The organism is Pseudomonas sp. PvP089, assembly GCF_017875165.1.
In the GTDB taxonomy this organism is placed as follows: Bacteria; Pseudomonadota; Gammaproteobacteria; order Pseudomonadales; family Pseudomonadaceae; genus Aquipseudomonas; species Aquipseudomonas fortuita.
In genome coordinates this window covers 3,640,573-3,658,336 of the sequence record NZ_JAGGME010000001.1, presented here as the reverse complement: position 1 = coordinate 3,658,336, position 17,764 = coordinate 3,640,573, and the positions used below count along the sequence as shown (strand labels likewise).

The 17,764-nt window shown below is 63.9% G+C and carries 13 protein-coding genes; 3 read left to right on the top strand and 10 right to left on the bottom strand.

Annotated elements, in window-relative coordinates; all coding sequences use genetic code 11:
• Positions 1 to 269: 269 nt before the first annotated feature.
• The 8 genes from J3A71_RS16710 to J3A71_RS16675 form a co-directional block, all read right to left on the bottom strand.
• On the bottom strand, positions 270 to 1,685 hold the full coding sequence (locus tag J3A71_RS16710; protein ID WP_016486702.1) for a TolC family protein: 1,416 nt from the start codon (positions 1,683 to 1,685) through the stop codon (positions 270 to 272).
• Positions 1,682 to 4,861: an efflux RND transporter permease subunit gene (locus tag J3A71_RS16705; protein ID WP_102667584.1), complete on the bottom strand. Its 3,180-nt coding sequence runs from the start codon at positions 4,859 to 4,861 to the stop codon at positions 1,682 to 1,684. The genes J3A71_RS16710 and J3A71_RS16705 overlap by 4 nt, the downstream gene beginning before the upstream one ends.
• Positions 4,862 to 4,873: 12 nt before the next feature.
• Complete coding sequence (gene mexE / locus J3A71_RS16700) at positions 4,874 to 6,115, bottom strand: multidrug efflux RND transporter periplasmic adaptor subunit MexE (RefSeq protein WP_096426019.1); 1,242 nt, start codon at positions 6,113 to 6,115, stop codon at positions 4,874 to 4,876.
• 167 nt (positions 6,116 to 6,282) lie between these two features.
• The gene (locus J3A71_RS16695; protein ID WP_095117134.1) at positions 6,283 to 8,709 is read right to left on the bottom strand and encodes a TonB-dependent receptor; all 2,427 of its coding nucleotides are present in this window, start codon (positions 8,707 to 8,709) and stop codon (positions 6,283 to 6,285) included.
• Between the two features lie 86 nt (positions 8,710 to 8,795).
• Positions 8,796 to 9,758, bottom strand: coding sequence for a FecR domain-containing protein (locus J3A71_RS16690; protein WP_016486706.1), 963 nt, complete (start codon positions 9,756 to 9,758; stop codon positions 8,796 to 8,798).
• Positions 9,755 to 10,285: a sigma-70 family RNA polymerase sigma factor gene (locus J3A71_RS16685; RefSeq protein WP_023048544.1), complete on the bottom strand. Its 531-nt coding sequence runs from the start codon at positions 10,283 to 10,285 to the stop codon at positions 9,755 to 9,757. Before J3A71_RS16685 ends, J3A71_RS16690 begins: the two co-directional genes overlap by 4 nt.
• Positions 10,286 to 10,443: 158 nt before the next feature.
• Positions 10,444 to 12,030: a rhodanese-related sulfurtransferase gene (locus J3A71_RS16680; RefSeq protein ID WP_060516437.1), complete on the bottom strand. Its 1,587-nt coding sequence runs from the start codon at positions 12,028 to 12,030 to the stop codon at positions 10,444 to 10,446.
• The gene (locus tag J3A71_RS16675) at positions 12,027 to 12,635 is read right to left on the bottom strand and encodes a cysteine dioxygenase (RefSeq protein WP_016486709.1); all 609 of its coding nucleotides are present in this window, start codon (positions 12,633 to 12,635) and stop codon (positions 12,027 to 12,029) included. The genes J3A71_RS16680 and J3A71_RS16675 overlap by 4 nt, the downstream gene beginning before the upstream one ends.
• A 303-nt stretch (positions 12,636 to 12,938) precedes the next feature.
• On the opposite strand from J3A71_RS16675, the gene J3A71_RS16670 reads away from it, so the two are divergent.
• Positions 12,939 to 13,874: an ABC transporter substrate-binding protein gene (locus tag J3A71_RS16670; protein ID WP_096426020.1), complete on the top strand. Its 936-nt coding sequence runs from the start codon at positions 12,939 to 12,941 to the stop codon at positions 13,872 to 13,874.
• A 139-nt stretch (positions 13,875 to 14,013) separates the two neighbouring features.
• A complete protein-coding gene (locus J3A71_RS16665; RefSeq protein WP_096426021.1) occupies positions 14,014 to 15,321 on the top strand; it encodes an LLM class flavin-dependent oxidoreductase in 1,308 nt (435 codons plus the stop codon).
• On the opposite strand, the gene J3A71_RS16660 is transcribed toward J3A71_RS16665, so the two are convergent.
• Both J3A71_RS16660 and gspG read right to left on the bottom strand, forming a co-directional pair.
• A complete protein-coding gene (locus J3A71_RS16660) occupies positions 15,315 to 16,505 on the bottom strand; it encodes a type II secretion system F family protein (protein ID WP_096426022.1) in 1,191 nt (396 codons plus the stop codon). The genes J3A71_RS16665 and J3A71_RS16660 overlap by 7 nt on opposite strands.
• Before the next feature lie 11 nt (positions 16,506 to 16,516).
• Positions 16,517 to 16,942: a type II secretion system major pseudopilin GspG gene (gspG, locus tag J3A71_RS16655; protein WP_024717645.1), complete on the bottom strand. Its 426-nt coding sequence runs from the start codon at positions 16,940 to 16,942 to the stop codon at positions 16,517 to 16,519.
• 184 nt (positions 16,943 to 17,126) lie between these two features.
• On the opposite strand from gspG, the gene J3A71_RS16650 reads away from it, so the two are divergent.
• Positions 17,127 to 17,705: a lytic transglycosylase domain-containing protein gene (locus tag J3A71_RS16650; RefSeq protein ID WP_016486714.1), complete on the top strand. Its 579-nt coding sequence runs from the start codon at positions 17,127 to 17,129 to the stop codon at positions 17,703 to 17,705.
• Positions 17,706 to 17,764 lie beyond the last annotated feature (59 nt).

The following is a 17,764-nucleotide window of genomic DNA, read 5'->3' as shown; positions in this document are numbered from 1 at the left end:
CCGTGGTGGCGGGAAGGGCAGAGCTTGGGCCAGCCGGGGGGTAAATGCAACCGAGTGCAGGCATCAAGGCGGTCGCGCGCGTATCTCGCAGGTTTCGATTGGCCCGAAACAAACGTAGGAGCGAGCGCAGCTCGCGATGCGCCGCGCGGGCGGCGCTCGATCTCGCAGGCGCTGAAAATTCAACGACATAAAAAAGCCCCGCCGACCAAGGCCTGCGGGGCAAACGGTTGGGGGAGGAGCCAACCAAAGGAGTCGTTTGAACGGGTGTATCAGCGTGCGCTGGCCACCGTCTGCGGTTGCCAGCCGCCGCCCAGGGCTTTGTAGATGGAGACGATGCCGCGGTACAGATCGACCTCCCCCTGGGCCTGCGCATCCTCAGCGCTCAGCCGCTCGCGCTCGGCGTCGAGCAGTACCAGGTAGTCCACCGTGCCTTCGCGATAGCGAATCGAGGCCAGCTCCGCTGCCTTGCGGCTGGCGTCGCTCTGGCGCATCAGCGACAGCAGGCGCTGCTGGGTCTTGTCGTAATCGCTGAAGGCGTTGGCCGACTCTTCCAGGGCCAGCAATACCTGCTGTTCGTAGTTGGCCAGAGCCCCTTCGGCATCGGCTTTGGCACCGCGCAGGCGGGCCCGCACGCTGCCCAGGTCGAAGGCCGCCCAGGTAATGCTGGGGCCCAACGCCCAGGCATTGGCTGCCGAGGAGCCGATCTGCGAGCCGCGAGCGGCGGTAAAGCCAAGGAAGCCACTGAGGCTGACGCGAGGGAACAGGTCTGCCGTGGCCACGCCGACATTGGCGGTGGCGGCAGCCAGCTGGCGTTCGGCGCTACGGATGTCCGGACGACGGCGTAGCAGCTCCCCCGGGTCGCCCACCGGCAATGCCTTGGCGATGGCCGGCAGGGCCTTGGGCGACAGGTCTACGCTGAGCGCGTCAGGGCGCTGGCCGAGCAGGGTGGCGATGCGGTGCCGCGCCCGGGCCTGTTCGGCCTGCAGTTGCGGCACGGTGGCTTCGACCCCGGCCAGGCGTGCATCGGCACGCACGACATCGAGGTCGTTGCCCACACCGGCATCGCGCAGGGTTTCGGTAATGGTCCGCGACTCCTGCTGGGTCTTGAGGTTTGCCAGGGCGATTTTCTCGCGCAGTTGCGCACCGCGCAGCTGCCCATAGGCATCGACCAATTCGGCGATCAGGCTGACCTGCAACTGTTGCAGGTCGGCGGCAGCTACCGCTTCCTGGGCCTCGCTGGCTTCGATCTGACGCTGGATGCGGCCGAACAGGTCAAGCTCCCAGGCCATGTCCAGGCCCAGGTCGTAGCGCTCGCTGTTCACCCGCTGCGTGGTCTGGCCGGGGATCTGGCCTTTGCCGATGTCGCTGCTGGCGCGGCTGGTCACGACCGGGAACTGGTCGTTCTCGGCGTCTTCGCGGATCGAACGGGCGGATTTCAGACGGGCGAAGGCCACGCGCAAGTCACGGTTGCCGTCCAGCGAAGCCTGTACCAGCTGGTTGAGCACCGGGTCGTCGAACTGCTTCCACCACAGGCTTTCGAAGCGGCTACGGTCATAGGCCTTGGCCTGCACATCACTGTTCAGTTGTGCAGGTTCGGTGGCCGGGGCCTGGTAGTCCGGGCCTACCGCACAGGCCGCCAGGGCCAGTGCCAGCAGGCTTGGGGTCAGGGGTTTGAGCAGGTTCATGCATGGTTCTCCAGCACTTGAGCGTGTTCGGCCTTGCGGGCCTGGCGGCGCTCGACGAAACGGCGGATCAGGAAGAAGAACACCGGGGTCAGGAACAGGCCGAACACGGTCACGCCAATCATCCCCGAGAACACCGCCACACCCATGGCATGGCGCATTTCCGAGCCGGCACCGGAGCTGAACACCAGCGGAACCACACCCATGATGAAGGCAATCGACGTCATCAGGATCGGCCGCAGGCGCAGGCGGCAGGCTTCCAGTACCGCAGCCAGCGGATCAAGCCCTTTGGCCTGCTCATCCTTGGCGAACTCGACGATCAGGATCGCGTTCTTGCACGCCAGGCCCACCAGCACGATCAGTCCGATCTGGGTGAAGATGTTGTTGTCGCCACCTGACACGATCACACCGGTAATGGCCGACAGCAGGGTCATCGGTACGATCAGGATCACCGCCAGCGGCAAACTCCAGCTTTCGTACTGGGCGGCCAGCACCAGGAACGCCAGCAGCACGCACAGAGGGAACACCAGCAGCGCGGTGTTACCCGAGAGGATTTGCTGGTAGGTCAGGTCGGTCCACTCGAAGGTCATGCCGTTGGGCAGTTCCTCTTTCAGCAGCTTCTCGATGGCAGCTTCGGCCTGGCCAGAGCTGTAGCCCGGGGCTGCTGCACCGTTGATTTCTGCGGTGATGAACCCGTTGTAGTGCATGACGCGGTCTGGCCCGGAGGTGTCGCTGACCTTGAGGAAGGTCGCCAGCGGAATCATCTCGCCGAGGTTGTTGCGCACTTTCAACTGGCCGATCTGCTCGGCATCGAGGCGGAACTGCTGCTCAGCCTGGACGTTGACCTGGTACGTGCGGCCAAAGCGGTTGAAGTCGTTGGTGTACAGCGAGCCCAGGTAAACCTGCAAGGTGTCGAAGATGTCGGTGATCGCCACGCCGTGGGTCTTGGCCTTTTCCCGGTCGATGGCGGCATCAACCTGCGGCACGTTGACCTGGTAGCTGGTGAACAGGCCCGCCAGCTCCGGCACGTTGTGGCTTTTGGCGATGATGTTCTGGGTTTCTTTGTACAGCGCTTCGTAACCCAGGTTGCCACGGTCTTCGATTTGCAGGCGGAAGCCGCCGATTGTGCCCAGGCCCTGTACTGGCGGCGGCGGGAAGATCGCGATGTAGGCGTCCTGGATATCGGCGAACTGGGCATTGAGTGCAGCCGCGATGGCAGCGGCCGACTGGCTCGGGTCCTTGCGCTCATCAAACGGCTTGAGCGGGGTGAACACAATGCCGCTGTTCGGGCTGTTGGTGAAACCGTTGATCGACAGGCCAGGGAAGGCCACCGAGTCGGCCACGCCAGGTTGCTTCAGGGCAATTTCGCTCATGCGCTTGATCACCGCCTCGGTACGGTCGAGGCTGGCGGCGTCAGGCAACTGGGCAAAGGCCACCAGGTACTGCTTGTCCTGGGCCGGCACGAAACCGGTCGGCGTGGACGAGAAGCCGAGGTAGGTCAGGCCCATCAGGCCGGCATAGACGAACAGGGCGATGCCGCTGGAGCGGATGACACGGCGCACGCCACCCACGTAGCGGTGGCTGGCGCGGTCGAAGAAACGGTTGAACGGGGAGAACAGCCAGCTGCCCAGCAGCTTGTCGAGGAACCGTGAGAAACGGTCCTTGGGCGCATGGTGGTCCTTGAGCAGCACGGCAGCCAGGGCCGGCGACAGGGTCAGCGAGTTGAACGCCGAGATCACGGTGGAAATGGCGATGGTCAGGGCGAACTGCTTGTAGAACTGCCCGGTAAGGCCCGAAATGAAGGCCGCAGGGACGAACACGGCGCACAGCACCAAGGCGGTGGCAATGATCGGCCCGGTCACTTCGCTCATGGCTTTTTGCGTGGCTTCCAGCGGTTTAAGGCCCAGCCCGATGTTGCGCTCGACGTTTTCCACCACGACGATGGCGTCGTCCACCACGATGCCGATGGCCAACACCAACCCAAATAGCGACAAGGCGTTGAGCGAGAAGCCAAACAGGTGCATCACCGCAAAGGTGCCGATCAACGATACCGGCACAGCCAGCAGCGGAATGATCGAGGCACGCCAGGTCTGCAGGAACAGGATGACGACCAGCACGACCAGCACCAGGGCTTCAAACAGGGTGTGCACGACTGCTTCGATGGAGCCGCGCACGAAGATGGTCGGGTCATAGGCGATGCTGTAGTCCATCCCTTCAGGGAAGTCCTTCTTCAGTTCGGCCATTTTCGCCCGCACTTCATCGGAGATCTCGATGGCGTTGGAGCCTGGGCGCTGGAAAATCGGGATCGCCACCGCTGGCTGGTTGTTCAGCAGCGAGCGCAAGGCGTACTGGCTGGAGCCGAGCTCGACCCGGGCGATATCTTTCAGGCGCGTGATCTCGCCATCGGCACCGGCACGGATGATGATGTTTTCGAACTCTTCCTCGTTGACCAGACGGCCCTGGGTGTTGATCGACAGCTGGAAGCTGGTGGAACCGGGGGCGGGCGGGGCGCCCAGCTGGCCGGCGGCCACCTGGCGGTTCTGCTCGCGGATGGCCGCGACCACATCGCTGGCGGTGAGGTTGCGCGAAGCGGTCTTGTTCGGGTCCAGCCACACGCGCAGCGAGTAGTCGCCCATGCCGAACAGCTGCACATCGCCAACGCCGCCCAGGCGTGCCAGCTCGTCCTTGATGTTGAGGATGGCGTAGTTGGACAGGTAGAGCATGTCGTAGCGGTTGTCCGGTGAGGTCAGGTGCACGACCATGGTCAGGTCGGGCGAGGCCTTGTCAACGGTGATACCGATACGCGTCACCTCTTCTGGCAGCTTGGGCTGGGTACGGGTGACGCGGTTCTGCACCTGCACCTGGGCGTTGTCCAGGTCGGTGCCCAGGGCGAAGGTGATGGTCAGCGTCAGCTTGCCGTCTGCGGTGGACTGGGAAGACATGTACAGCATGTTCTCCACACCGGTAATGGCCTGCTCCAGCGGCGCGGCAACGGTTTCGCCAATGACCTTGGGGTTGGCGCCCGGGAAGTTGGCACGCACCACCACGGTGGGCGGCACCACCTCGGGGTATTCACTGATCGGCAGCTGGAACAGCGAGATCGAACCCGCAATCAGCAGCACCAGCGACAGCACCGCGGCGAAAATCGGCCGGGTAATGAAGAATTTCGAGAAGTTCATCGGTAGGTTCCCTTAACCGCGTGGCGCCTGGGCGCTGGCGACTTTCACGTTGTTGCCCGCCACCTTCGGCGCCGGGTTGCTGGCCTCCAGTGCCTGGCGCTGCTGGGCGAGGGCAGCGAGGGTCTGTTCGCTGGCCATCTGGGTTTCTTCCGGGGTGACCGGCGAACCTGGGCGCACGCGCTGCAGGCCCTTGACCACGATGCGGTCATCCTTGCCCAGGCCGCTGCGCACGATGCGCAGGCCTTCCAGCTTTGGCCCCAGTTCCACGGCGCGGTAGGCGGCCTTGTTGTCCTTGTCCATGACCAGCACGAACTTCTTGCCAAGGTCGGTGCCCACAGCTTCGTCATTGATCAGCACGGCGTCGTACTGCGCGCTGCCCACCAGCTTCAGGCGTGCGTACAGCCCCGGGGTGAACTGGCCGTCGCGGTTGTCGAAGACTGCACGGCCGCGGATGGTGCCGGTGCGCGGGTTCACCTGGTTGTCGACGAAGTTCATCTGGCCCAGGTGCGGGTTGCCGGTTTCGTTGGTCAGGCCCAGGTACACGGGGGTGCTCTGGCCACGCTGGCCTTCGCGCGCCAGCTGGGTGTACTTGAGGTACACGCGCTCGTCGGCGTCGAAGTAGGCGTAGACCTTGTCGGTGGACACCACGCTGGTCAGCGGGGTGACATCGGCAGTGACAATGTTGCCGGCAGTGAACTGGGCGCGGCTGACGCGGCCACTGATAGGCGCGGTGACGCGGGTAAAGCTGAGGTTCAGGCGCGCCAGGTCGAGTTGCGCCTGGATCGCGTCGACGCCGGCGCGAGCTTCGGTGGCAGCGCTGCTACGCGATTCTGCAAGCTCGGCAGAAATGGCGTTGCTGTCGCGCAGGCGCTCGCCACGGCGGGCTTCGTTGGCGCTGCGAATGGCGGTGGCTTTGGCTTGTTGCAGTTGGGCTTCGAGGCGGCGGACTTCAGCCTGGAACGGGCGCGGGTCGATCTGGAACAGCATGTCGCCTTTTTTGACCTGGGCGCCTTCGGTGAAGGCGACCTGATCGATCTGGCCAGCGACCCGCGGGCGAACTTCGACCGTTTCCGGGGCTTCGAGGCGGCCGGTGAATTCGTCCCATTCGTTGATCGGTTGCTCGATCACCTTGGCCACAGTGACCTTCGGCGCGGCGGGAGCCTGCACGGCGTCTGGGGTTCGACCGCAAGCGCTGATCACCACCACTGCCAAGGCAGCGAGGGGAAAGCGCAAGGGTTTGAGAGATTGTTCCATGGAGAACTCCGCCAATGTATTAGTAGTGGGCGGAGTGTGAGTGTCTTGCGCGTGAGGCACGAATCGAACGGGACGAAGGTTAATATCACGCTGAATGATATGTGTAGATCATTCATCGATGGCGGGCATGATGGGGCTGCCCGGCAGCCCCGTTCGCGTGCATTCCCTCAGAACCGCCAGCGGGCATTCGCCACCAGGTTGCGTGGCTCACCATAAGAGCCGGAGCTGAACGTGCCCAGGCCGTCGTAGTACTTCTTGTCGAACAGGTTGTTCAGGTTCAGCCCCAAGCTCAGGTGTTCATCGAAGGCATAGTTGGCCAGCAGCCCGACCACGCCATAGTCACGCTGGTGCGCCTTGGTGCCCAGGTCTGAATTGACCGCGTAGATATCGCTTTGCCATGTCATGTTGCCGCCCACTGTCAGCTTGTTCCAGTCACCGGGCAGGCGATAGGTGGTGGCCAGCTTGAACAGGTTCATCGGCTGGTTGGTCTCGACGCGGTTGCCCTCCTTGTCGTGGGACTCGCGGTAGGTGTAGCCGCCAAATAGATTCCAGCCTGGCAGTACCTCGCCGGAAATTTCCGTCTCGATGCCGCGGGTGGTGGTGCCGGCAATGGCCCGGTAGATTTCCTGGGGGCCACTGTCATCCACCAATTGCGGCGTGTTCTTCTGTTTGACTTCGAACAGTGCGGCGCTGGCGTTCAAAGCGCCGTCGTAGAACTCGCCCTTGATGCCAAGCTCGTAGTTGTCGCCTTCGAGCGGGTCCAGCGAGGTATTGCTGGCGGTCTTGTAATAGGTCTGTGGCAGGAAAATCTGCGTCCAGCTGGCGTACACCGAATACGTGTCGTTCAGGTCCAGCACCACACCGGCGTAGGGCGTGACCACGCCGGACTTCTTCGTCCGGTCGCGGCCAGTGACCTCGCCGGTCAAATCATCGCTGCTGTCGTCCTTCTGGTTCCACCAGCTGACCCGGCTGCCGAGGATGATCGACAGCGGATCATACGGCTTGAGGCGCACGGCGGCGTAGACACCGGACTGGCTCAGGCGTGACAGGCTCTCTTCGGTCTTGGCCAGGTGCGGTTTGCCATGGGGGTTGCCATCCCACTCATAGATGTTGTCGACCGCAGGGAAGCCGCGTTCGTAGGTGGGGTAGTTGAGGTGGGTGTAGGCCAGGTTGCTGCCCAACACCAGCTCATGTTCGCGGCCACCCAGCTGGAAGGGGCCGGTGGCGTACAGGTCGAAATTGTCCTGGGTCTGGTAGCTGTCCAGGCGGTTGATATACATCGATACGCCGCTGCCGGTAAGCGGGTCGGGCGTACCGGCGCTGGCGGAGCCGGTGACGCCACGGCGGTACGCGTACTGGTGGCTGTATGCGGCCTTGGCGACCCAGTCGTTGGCCAGCTTGTGCTCCAGCATGCCGGTGAAGTTGTACTGGGTATTGTTCAGGTAGCTCCAGCGTGCGGCCGGGTTGAACGACCGCGAGAAGTTTGTTGCGCTGCCATCGCTGTTGAACAAAGGGATGTGCCCGAAGCTGACGCCGTCGGCATTGTTGTTCTGGTAGTCGAGGCTCAGGCGCAGCAGGGTGTCTTCGCTCAGGTCGATGTCCAGGGCGCCGTACATCACGCGCTTGTCGGTCTTGTACCAGTCAACGAACGAGTTGGCGGTTTCGTACACCCCGACCAGGCGGCCACGGATGTTGCCGGCTTCGGTGAGCGGCCCGGAGACATCGGCCTCGGTGCGGTAGCGGTCCCATGAACCGACTTCGCCAGCCACCGTCGCCTGTGCATCCTCCGTAGGCCGCTTGCGCACCAGGTTGAGCGTGGCTGACGGCGTGCCTGCGCCACTGAGCAGGCCGGTGGCACCTCGTACCACTTCGACTCGGTCATAAATTGCCATGTCGGCCAAGGTACTGGTGAATTGCTGCGACTCGTTGGCGATTTGCGCAGGGATACCGTCGTACTGGAAGTTCTGGATCTGGAAGCCGCGGGCGTAGAAGGTATAGCGTTCGCTGTCACGATGGTTGCTGGAAAGCCCCGGTGTGAACTTCACCACATCGTCGATCGAGGCCAGGTGGTGATCATTCATCACCTGGTGCGTGACCACGCTGACCGACTGCGGCGTTTCGCGCAGTGACAGGCCCAGCTTGGTTGCGGTACGGGTACGTCCGGTGGTGTAGGCACCGGTGTTCTCGGTGGTTTCGCCCAGGCCATCGCCCACCACACTGGTCGCGCCCAGCTGCACGGCATTGCCGGTTTCGGCTGGGTACAGCACATAGGCACCTTGCTCGGCAGGCGCAACGCCCAGGCCGGTGCCAGCCAGAAGAGTGGCGAAGCCCTGTTCGACACTGTAGGTGCCTTGCAGGCCGGCACTTTGCTTGCCAGCAGTGAGCTGGCTGTCGAACGACAGCACAATCCCGGCCGCGTTGGCGAAGCGGCCGAGCACCGTGCTCAGCGGGCCGCTGCTGATGGCGTAGGTCTTCTGCGCGTTGGCTGCCTGGGCCACGGCTGCACCGGGTAGCAGCGGCGGAAGCAGGGCGAGCGAGGCGCCGAGCAAGGCAAACGTGAGTGCTTGGCGGGGTGGTGAGATAAGGCGGCGCATACGGGCTTCCTGGGCGTAGGGTTTTCGGTGTATTGCCAGGGAGGCGAATGGGCGAGGGCAAATCGACAATGCCCTGTGCATTTTTTTCAGGCATTGCCTCTCAATGGCTCCACGCGTGTCCAGAAGCGGGTATGGCGCACCAGCTTTACCGGCAGCGAGCGGGCAACGGTAGCCAGGGTCAGGTCAAGATCGGTGAGCGAATAGGCGCCGGAAACCCGCAAGTGGCCGACGGCCGTGTCGCAGCCCAGGTAGCCGCTGCGGTACCGCTGTAATTCTTCGAGCAGGTGATCCAGGCGCCAATCGTCCACCACCAGTTGGCCTTCGGTCCAGGCCGCGTCGGTACTGGCCAGTGGCATGCGTTGCAGGATGCGGGTTTTGTCGAACAACAGGCCATGGCCACTGTCCAGGCGGGTTTGCTCGCCACCCGCGTTGATCGGGTTCACGACGACGGCATGCTGGTAAACGCATACGCGGGTCTGGTGGTCCTGTTGCCTGACGCTGAACCGGGTGCCCAGCGCCCTGATGTGGCCTTCGGCAGTGCTGACCATGAACGGGCGGTGATCGGCGGCAGTTTCGACAAAGATCTCCCCGGCACGCAGCCGTAGCTGGCGGGTGTCGTTGCTGAAGGCAATGTCCACCGCACTGCCGGTGTTGAGGATCAGGCGGCTGCCGTCACTCAGCGTCAACCTGCGCTGTTCGCCGATGGCGGTGCGCACATCGGCCAGCCACGCCGGCGCATCGCGATAACCGCGCCAGCCCAGGGCGCCAAGCCCCGCGCCCAGCAACAGCCCCTTGAGCAGCATGCGCCGCTGCAGCGCCGGGCCCTGCTGGCCAGCACGCTCCAGCACGTCATGGCCCAGTGCGCCTTGTGCTTGGTTCAGTTGAGCCTGCAACATGGCCACCCGTTGCCAGGCCCACTGGTGCTGCGGGTCGGCCGCATGCCAGGCCTGCCAGCGTTGCTGCAGGTCCGGGTCGGCAGGGGCCTCGCCCAGCCGGGCAAACCACTGCGCGGCGGCGCTCAGTGCCTGTCTTTGGGGCAGCGGGCTCACTGGGCGTGTTCCAGGGCAAACAGCAAGCAGTGCTCGGTGGCGCGGGCAATGTACTTGGTGACCGAACTGACTGATACGCCCATCTGGGCGGCGATGTCCTTGTAGCCCAGGCCACGCAACTGCGATAACAGAAACGCCTGCTTGACCTTCTTGCCCAGGCCTTCAAGCATCGCATCCAGTGCTTGCAGGGTTTCTACCAGCATCCAGCGTTCCTCGGGGGAAATCGCATACTGTTCGGGCTGTTCGGCCAACAGTTGCAGGTAGGCCTGCTCCAGTGCCCGGCGGCGGAAGCTGTCAATCATCACGCGCCTGGCCATGGTGACCAGAAAGTGGCGTGGCTCGCGCAGTTCACTGAGCAAAGGCTGGCTGCGGTCGGCCAGCAGTACACGCACGAACGTGTCCTGGGCCAGGTCGGCGGCCTGCTGCGAACACTGCAGGCGGCCACGCAGCCAGTTCACCAGCCAGCCATGGTGGTTGGCGTACAGGCCGGCCAGGCTGTGTCCGGTCGAGGGGAGGGAGTCAGGCATGGTGCTGTTGCGCGCTAATGAGAATTAGTCGCAATTTATTTCAATTACGCACATTCAGCAATGGCCCAGCTACAAAGGTGAGGGGGAAGAGACGCTGCCCGGAACAGGCAGGGGCGGTGATGTGTTGCGAAAAGGGGCGCAACGCGCCCCCGGCAATCTCAGCTCAATACGTTGAACCCGTGGGTGCCATCCCGCTCTAGCTGGGCAATCAGCCCGAACTCCCAGTCCAGGTACCCCTGCATGGCCTCCCGCGGGTTATCAGTGCCTTCATAGGGCCGGCGATAACGGTCGGTACGCGCCACCGCCAGGTGCGTTTCGCCACTTTCCAGCGGCTTGCCTGCCGCAATCCACCGCGCCGTGCCGCCCTCCAGTACGTACACCGGTGTCTGCGTAAGCGCCTGCAAGTCTACCGCCGCAAAGCGTGCCAGCAGGCTGCTGCCGCAGGTCAGTACATAGCGCTCGGCTACTGGCAGCTGTTCCAGCACCTGCGGCAACTGCGCGCGAATTGCCCAGTGGGCACCCGGAATGTGGCGTTTCACGTAGTTGGCACTGGTGGTGAAGTCCAGCAGCACGGTGCCTGGCGTTTGCAGCCAGTCGTCCAGCTGCTCGACCCCGATTTCGGAGACTGCAGGCAGTGGAGGTTGGGGGGGCTGCCAATCGCCGGTCTCGCTGAAATCTTGCGCCGACAGGCCATCGAGCACGGCGACCTGCCAGCCCATTTGCGCCAGCCATGAAGCACTCATGTTGGCCCGCACGCCGTCATCATCCACCAGCACGATGCGCGCCCCGCGCACGCTGGCGACGTGGTCGGTTTCCTGCACCAGTTGCCCGCCCGGTACACTGCGGCTGGCCGGCAGGTGGCCGTGGGCATATTCCTCGGGGGTGCGCACATCGAACAGGTAGGTGGTGCGCTGGGTATCGGCCTGCCAGGCGGCCAGGGCTTCGCGCTCCAGGCGCAGCACACCGGCACGGTCGGCCACATTGCGTGCGCGTTGGGCGGCGTTGGCGCGGGTGTTGTCGCTCACCTCGGCGAAGCGGCGCTCCTGGCCGTGCGCCAGCGCTTGCCCGGCCAGGGTCCAGCCGATGGTGCCGTTGCGCAGGGCAGCCACGGGGTTGGGGATGCCGGCGTTGACCAGCGACTGGGTGCCGATGATGCTGCGGGTGCGCCCTGCGCAGTTGACGATGACCTGGGTAGCGGGGCTTGGCGCCAGCTCGGCAACCCGCAGTACCAGCTCGGCACCCGGCACGCTGATGCCCCCCGGGATGCTCATGGTCTGGTATTCGTCGAAGCGGCGGGCGTCGAGCACCACCACATCGGCGTTGTCGTCCAGCAGCGCCTGCACCTGTTCGGCCGCCAGCGACGGGGTATGGCGCACGCTTTCAACCAGCTCGCCAAAGGCCTTGCTCGGCACGTTCACGTCACGGAACAGCTCACCACCGGCGGCGCGCCAGCCGGCCAGGCCGCCTTCGAGCAATGCGACATCGCTGTACCCTAACGCCAGCAGGCGTTCGGCGGCCTGATGTGCCAGGCCTTCACCGTCGTCATACACCGTAATGCGGGTGTCGCGCCGTGGCACGCGGGCGAAAATCTCCAGTTCCAGCTTGGACAAGGGGATGTTGGCAGTGAACAGGGGGTGTGCCTGGGCGAACGGGTCTTCCTCGCGCACATCGATCAGCGCCAGTTCTTCATGGGCCAGCAAGGCCTGGCGAATGTCTTGGTAGGAGCGGGTGGCAACGGTACTCATGGGGCAGGGTTCTCTTTGGACAGGTCCCAGATGTTGGGCAGAAGGCTGTTGGAATAGCCGGAAATGAACGGTTTTTCGCTGCCGTCGGGCGAGTACACCGCGCGGCTGACGGCACCGATGTTGGCGCCATAGACGTGGATGCTGATCGACACCCGGTCGTCGAACGCATTGCTGACCTGATGCACATCGCCGATGCGCGGCGAAACGGCCTCTACGTGACCGGGCTCGAGGCGCACGGGCGCGCCTGCTGGTAGTAGGGCGCCGTGTTCGCTGCGGGCAAAGCCTTGCGAGTATTCGGCGCCGCGCAGCATGCCGATCAAGCCCCACACCCGATGGTCGTGAATGGGTGTCTGCTGGCCTGGCCCCCAGACGAAGCTGACGATGGAAAAGCGCTGGCGCGAATCGCAGTGCAGCAAATATTGCTGGTAACGGGCCGGGTCTGGCTGCGCCAGTGCCTCGGGCAACCAGTCGTCATGGGCGACCAGGCTGCGCAGCAGGCCTTGGCCGTGGTCGAGGAGGGTGGCTTCGTCGGTTTCTTGGTCCACCAGTTGCGCAAGCGCGTCAATGAAAGTGCGCAGGCGCTCAAGGCGCAGGGGTTGGCTCATGATTCAGGCTCGGCTGACGGTTTGGGCTAACCCTAGCAAATGCGCTGAATATTCTCAAAAGTAAAAATATGAATAAGCTAATATGCAAAAAACGCATTTACAGAGTGGCTGATCTGTTTTGAAATGTGCGCAATGGGCAAAGCATTAGGTTATGCCCAAAACGAATTTCACGGCACTGCGCTTAATCGATAACTTATAAGCATTGCGTTATTTATATTCAAAGTGAATATGAAAGCCCCATGCCCCCACGAGACCGCACGCGCGGATCGGCCTGATGTACCCCGACGGTACCTGGAGACGAACGTGCGATATCTAAAACAATTGGCCGCCTGTGTGCTGGCCAGCTCCCTCAGCCTGACCGCTGCCGCGCAAACCCTGGTGGTCGGTGACCAGAGCTTCAATGCCCGGGCGGTGATGGAAGCGGCCGGCGTGCTCGACGACCTGCCGTATACCCTGGAGTGGAAGCAGTTTACGGCCGGCTCGCCGGTAGCCGAGGCGCTGAACGTGGGCAGCCTGGACATCGGCCTGTTGGGCGATGCGCCACCGTTGTTCCTGGGCGCCTTGGGCGCGCCGATCAAGGTGATTGCGGTAAGCCGGCAGAACCTGGATGGCGTGGCGATTCTGGCGCGCAAGGACTCGAACATTCGCAGCCTCGAAGACCTGCGCGGCAAACGTGCGGCGATCTGGAAGGGCTCCTGGAGCCAGCAGTTGCTGTTCAGCGCGCTGGACAAGGCCGCCGTGCCGCGTGATGCCCTGGAGCTGCGCTACCTCAGCGCGCTGGACGCCTCCCATGCCCTGGATGGCGGTTCAGTGGATGTGATCGCGACCTGGGAGCCCTATGTCACCCAGCAGGAGCGCCAAGGGGCGCGCGTGCTGGCCACGGCCGAAGGGTTGATACCGGCGCAGAGTTTCGTGGTGGCCAATGCCAAGGCGGTGGAGGCCAAGCGGGCGCAGATCAGTGATTTTCTGCAGCGTCTGAAAAAGGCCCGTGACTGGACCCTGAGCGACCCGGCCCATACCGAGGCTTATGCCGATGCCTGGGCAAAACGCACCCGTGCCGATCGCGACATTGCGCGCGCCTGGTTTGCCCGCGCACGTACCGATGTGGCACCGCTGAACCCGCAGGTGATCGTGGATGCGCAGAAGACCGTAGACTTTTTTGCCGGGCTGGGGCTGATCAAGAACTACCCGGCGTCGAGCCTGTTCGATACCTCGTTCGCGGCTACGTTCGACCACTGAGTTTTCCTGCCGTGGCCCAATCGCCCGCAAGCCAGCGGCTACAGGATCACCACAGCCGTGGGTTCAGTGGAAAACCTGTGGGAGCTGGCTTGCCGGCGATTGGGCCGGTACAGGCAACAACTGTTATGAGGAGCTGTACATGACCACCCGCAAAATCAAGCTTGGTGCCCTGACCATGGGCTGCGGCGGCCCAGGCCGGCACAACCTGTGGCTCGACCCGGAGCTGCCCGCCGATGCCAGCGTCAACATCGACTGGTACATCGACATCGCCCGCCAGGCTGAAGCGGCGCTGTTCGACCTCATCTTCATCGTCGACAGCCAGTACATCACCCCCGGCTCACCGTCGCATTATCTCAACCGCCTGGAGCCGTTGACCCTACTCTCGGCGCTGGCAGTGACTACCCGTAACATCGGCCTGGTCGGCACCCTGACCACGTCCTACAACGAACCCTTCAACGTCGCCCGCCGCATGGCCTCGCTGGACCTGATCAGCAAGGGCCGCGCTGGCTGGAACGTGGTCACCAGCGGTGACGCCGGTACCGCCGGCAACTATGGCCGTGACGAGCACTACGACTATGACACCCGTTATGCCCGTGCCCAGGAGCACGTGGCGGTGGTTCAGGGCCTATGGCAGTCCTATGAAGACGGGGCGTTCCCGCGCAACCGCGCTACCGGTCAATTCCTCGATCCGGGCCGGATGCATGCCCTTCACCACAAGGGCGAACACTTCTCGGTCGTAGGGCCATTGAATATTCAGCGTTCCCCCCAGGGCCAGCCGGTCATTTTCCAGGCCGGCGATTCGCAGCAAGGGCGCGAGCTTGGGGCCGCCACGGCAGATGTCATCTTCACCCATGCTGCCAGTATCGAGCAGGGCCAGGCGTTCTACCGCGATGTGAAAGGCCGCGCTGCGCGGCTGGGGCGTGACCCGGAGCAACTGCTGGTATTGCCCGGTGCCGAGATCTATGTGGGTGACACCGACGAACACGCCCGCGAGATCGAACGCCACTACCACCAGCAGGACCATAGCTTCGAGCTGGCGCTCAAAGAGTTCGGGCGCAACTTCGGCTGGCACGACTTCAGCCAGTACGACCTCGATGCACCGTTCCCCCAGGATAGCCTGGAGCATGCGCGCAGCAGCTTTTTCACCAATGCCAAGCGCATCGCCGACCAGGCCCGGGAGCAGGGGTTCAGCCTGCGCCAGGCGGTGGAGTTCGGGCGTAAGCTGCGCCCAGGTGCCTTCGTTGGCTCGGCCGAAACGGTCGCGGCAAAAATGACCGAGTGGTTCGAGGCGCGGGCGCTGGATGGCTTCAACATCTACATCGGCCACCCCGGGCAGTTTCGCCGGTTTACCCAGGAGGTGGTGCCGCTGCTGCAGGAGCGCGGGGTGTACCGCACGGCTTACGAGGGCAGCACACTGCGCGAGAGCCTGGGCCTGGCCATTCAGTGAATGCTCGAGGCCAGTTCGAAGATCGGCATGTACATCAGGATCACGATCAGGCCGATCAGCAGGCCGATGAACGTCATCAGCAGCGGTTCGAACAGTTTCACGAACCATTCCACCCAGCGGCCGATTTCCTGGTCATGGAAGTCGGCGCAGCGTTCCAGCATTTCCCCCAGGTTGCCGGACTGCTCCCCGGCCCGCAGCAGGCGCAGCGACACCGGGGTAACCAGGTGGCCGGCTTCCAGCGCATCGGACAGTGGCAGCCCTTCGCCCACCCGCTGGCTGGCCTGGCCCAGGCCCTGGGCTGCTGCGCTACCGAGCAGGCCGCGGGCCATGCCCATGGCGGTCAGGATGGGAATGCCGCCTTGCAGCAGGATGCCCAACGAGCGGTAGAAGCGCGCCAGCTCGTACATCATCAAGCGTTGATGCAGCGCCGGCAGGCGGCGCAACTGGCAGGAGGCCCAGCGCCGTACCCGTGGGTGGCGGCGCAGCAGCCACAGTGCCGTGATCCCACTGAGCGTGCCCAGCGCCAGCGGCAGTTGCTGGGCGTGCAGGAACAGCCCGATCTGCATCAATACCCGTGACAGCCAGGGCAATTCGGTGCCCATGCCCTCGAACACCTGGCTGAAACGCGGCACCACATAGCCGAGCAGGAACAGCACCACGCCGCCCCCCACCAGCAACAGCAGCAACGGATAGACCGAGGCCCCCACCAGCTTTTGCCGAACCAGGTCCAGGCGCTGGCGGTAGCTGATGTAGCGCGTGAGGGCATCGCCCAGCGCCCCGGTGCGTTCGCTGGACTGCACCAGCGCCACATACAGCGGCGGAAATATCCGCGGCTGCTGGCCCAGGGCCTGGGACAGCGATCGGCCTTCGTACAACTGGCGTACCAGCTCGGCCAGCACCTTGCGGGTGGTGGCTGCAGGCGCCTTTTCCGCCAGGCTCTCCAGTGCGTCGATCAGCGGCAGCCCGGCATTTAGCAGGGTTGACAATTCCTGGCTGAACAGCACCAGGTCAAAGGCCGCTTGGCGTCGCCAGGCCATGCCGCGCAGGGCACCGCCGTTGCTGCGCAGGCTGAGCACACGCAGGCCCTGATCCGCGGCCTGGCGGCGGGCCTGGTCTGCGTCCTCGGCGTCGATCTGCAACTGCACCACGCCCTGTCTGCCCAGGGCCTTGAGGCTATAGCGCATGGCCACTCTCCTTACTGCCAGCTGGTGATTTCGGCGTTTTCCCCGTCACCCCCGGGCTGGCCGTCCTTGCCCATCGACAACAGGTCGTATTCACCGCCGTTTTCGCCAGGTTGCCGGTAGATGTATGGGCGGCCCCAGGGGTCCTGCGGCACGGCCTTCTGCAGGTACGGGCCGGTCCAGCGCGCTTCACCATTGGGGGCGATGACCAGGGCCTGCAGGCCTTGCTCACTGTTGGGGTAGTGGCCGACTTCCAGGCGATACAAATCCAGCGCCTTGCTCAGCCCTTCAATCTGCGCCCGCGCCACTTTGGCTTCGGAGCGACCGAGCTGGCTGAAGTACTTGGGCGCGACGATGCCGGCCAGCAGGCCGAGCACCACCAGCACCACCAGGAGTTCGAGCAGGGTGAAGCCACGTTGCGGTTTGGTTCTGCGCTGCATGGTGAAGCCCTCCACTGCATGGGGACACAGGTTGACAGGCACCATGCAACAGCCGTGCACGTCTGCCTCGGGGCCTTGCGCCATGCGGTGCCGGAAGCGGCACAGTGCTTGCGTCGTGGTCATCGACCTCGGGTTTCCGGGGCATTTCCCCCACTTCGGGGGCCACGACGAAGAGGCGACCGTCATGCGTGGACTCATCCTCGGTTTGATATGGCTGGCGGCAGGTGTCGCCCAGGCTGATGTGTACATCTCCATCGATGCCAAGGGCGGCTACGTACTGACCAACGTCCATCGGCCTGGGCGCCATTATGAAAAGGTGATCAACGAGCCGTTGGCACAGGCCGGCCCGGCCAATGCGCAGATGATCACCGGCCGACCCTACGCTGAACTGGTCGCTGCCGCCGCGCGGGCCCACAACGTCCCTCCAGCGCTGTTGCATGCGCTGATCAAGGCCGAATCTGGCTACAACCCCAAGGCCCGGTCGTCTGCGGGCGCGGTAGGGCTGATGCAGTTGATGCCGGATACAGCACGTGAAATGGGTGTGGAAGATCGCCTGGACCCCGAAGACAACGTGCAGGGCGGGGCACGCTACCTCAAGCAGATGCTTACCTTGTTTGACAACGACATCACCCTGGCTGTGGCGGCTTACAACGCCGGCCCGGATGCCGTAATGCGGCGCGGCGCCGTGCCGCCGTTTGCCGAGACCCGGCGTTATGTACCCACCGTGCTGCGCGAATATCGCAAGTTACAGGGATTGGAGTAATACCCTTCGGCGGATGCCATCAATTTAGCACTACGGCCTCCCCAGGTCTGGGCTATAAC

Bases quoted from the DNA above. Each gene is read 5' to 3' on its own strand.
- gspG (WP_024717645.1), bottom strand. From the start codon at position 16,942: ATGCAGCGCAGAACCAAACCGCAACGTGGCTTCACCCTGCTCGAACTC.
- J3A71_RS16650 (WP_016486714.1), top strand. From the start codon at position 17,127: ATGCGTGGACTCATCCTCGGTTTGATATGGCTGGCGGCAGGTGTCGCC.
- J3A71_RS16710 (WP_016486702.1), bottom strand. From the start codon at position 1,685: ATGAACCTGCTCAAACCCCTGACCCCAAGCCTGCTGGCACTGGCCCTG.
- J3A71_RS16695 (WP_095117134.1), bottom strand. From the start codon at position 8,709: ATGCGCCGCCTTATCTCACCACCCCGCCAAGCACTCACGTTTGCCTTG.
- J3A71_RS16660 (WP_096426022.1), bottom strand. From the start codon at position 16,505: ATGCGCTATAGCCTCAAGGCCCTGGGCAGACAGGGCGTGGTGCAGTTG.
- J3A71_RS16665 (WP_096426021.1), top strand. From the start codon at position 14,014: ATGACCACCCGCAAAATCAAGCTTGGTGCCCTGACCATGGGCTGCGGC.
- mexE (WP_096426019.1), bottom strand. From the start codon at position 6,115: ATGGAACAATCTCTCAAACCCTTGCGCTTTCCCCTCGCTGCCTTGGCA.
- J3A71_RS16680 (WP_060516437.1), bottom strand. From the start codon at position 12,030: ATGAGTACCGTTGCCACCCGCTCCTACCAAGACATTCGCCAGGCCTTG.
- J3A71_RS16685 (WP_023048544.1), bottom strand. From the start codon at position 10,285: ATGCCTGACTCCCTCCCCTCGACCGGACACAGCCTGGCCGGCCTGTAC.
- J3A71_RS16675 (WP_016486709.1), bottom strand. From the start codon at position 12,635: ATGAGCCAACCCCTGCGCCTTGAGCGCCTGCGCACTTTCATTGACGCG.
- J3A71_RS16705 (WP_102667584.1), bottom strand. From the start codon at position 4,861: ATGAACTTCTCGAAATTCTTCATTACCCGGCCGATTTTCGCCGCGGTG.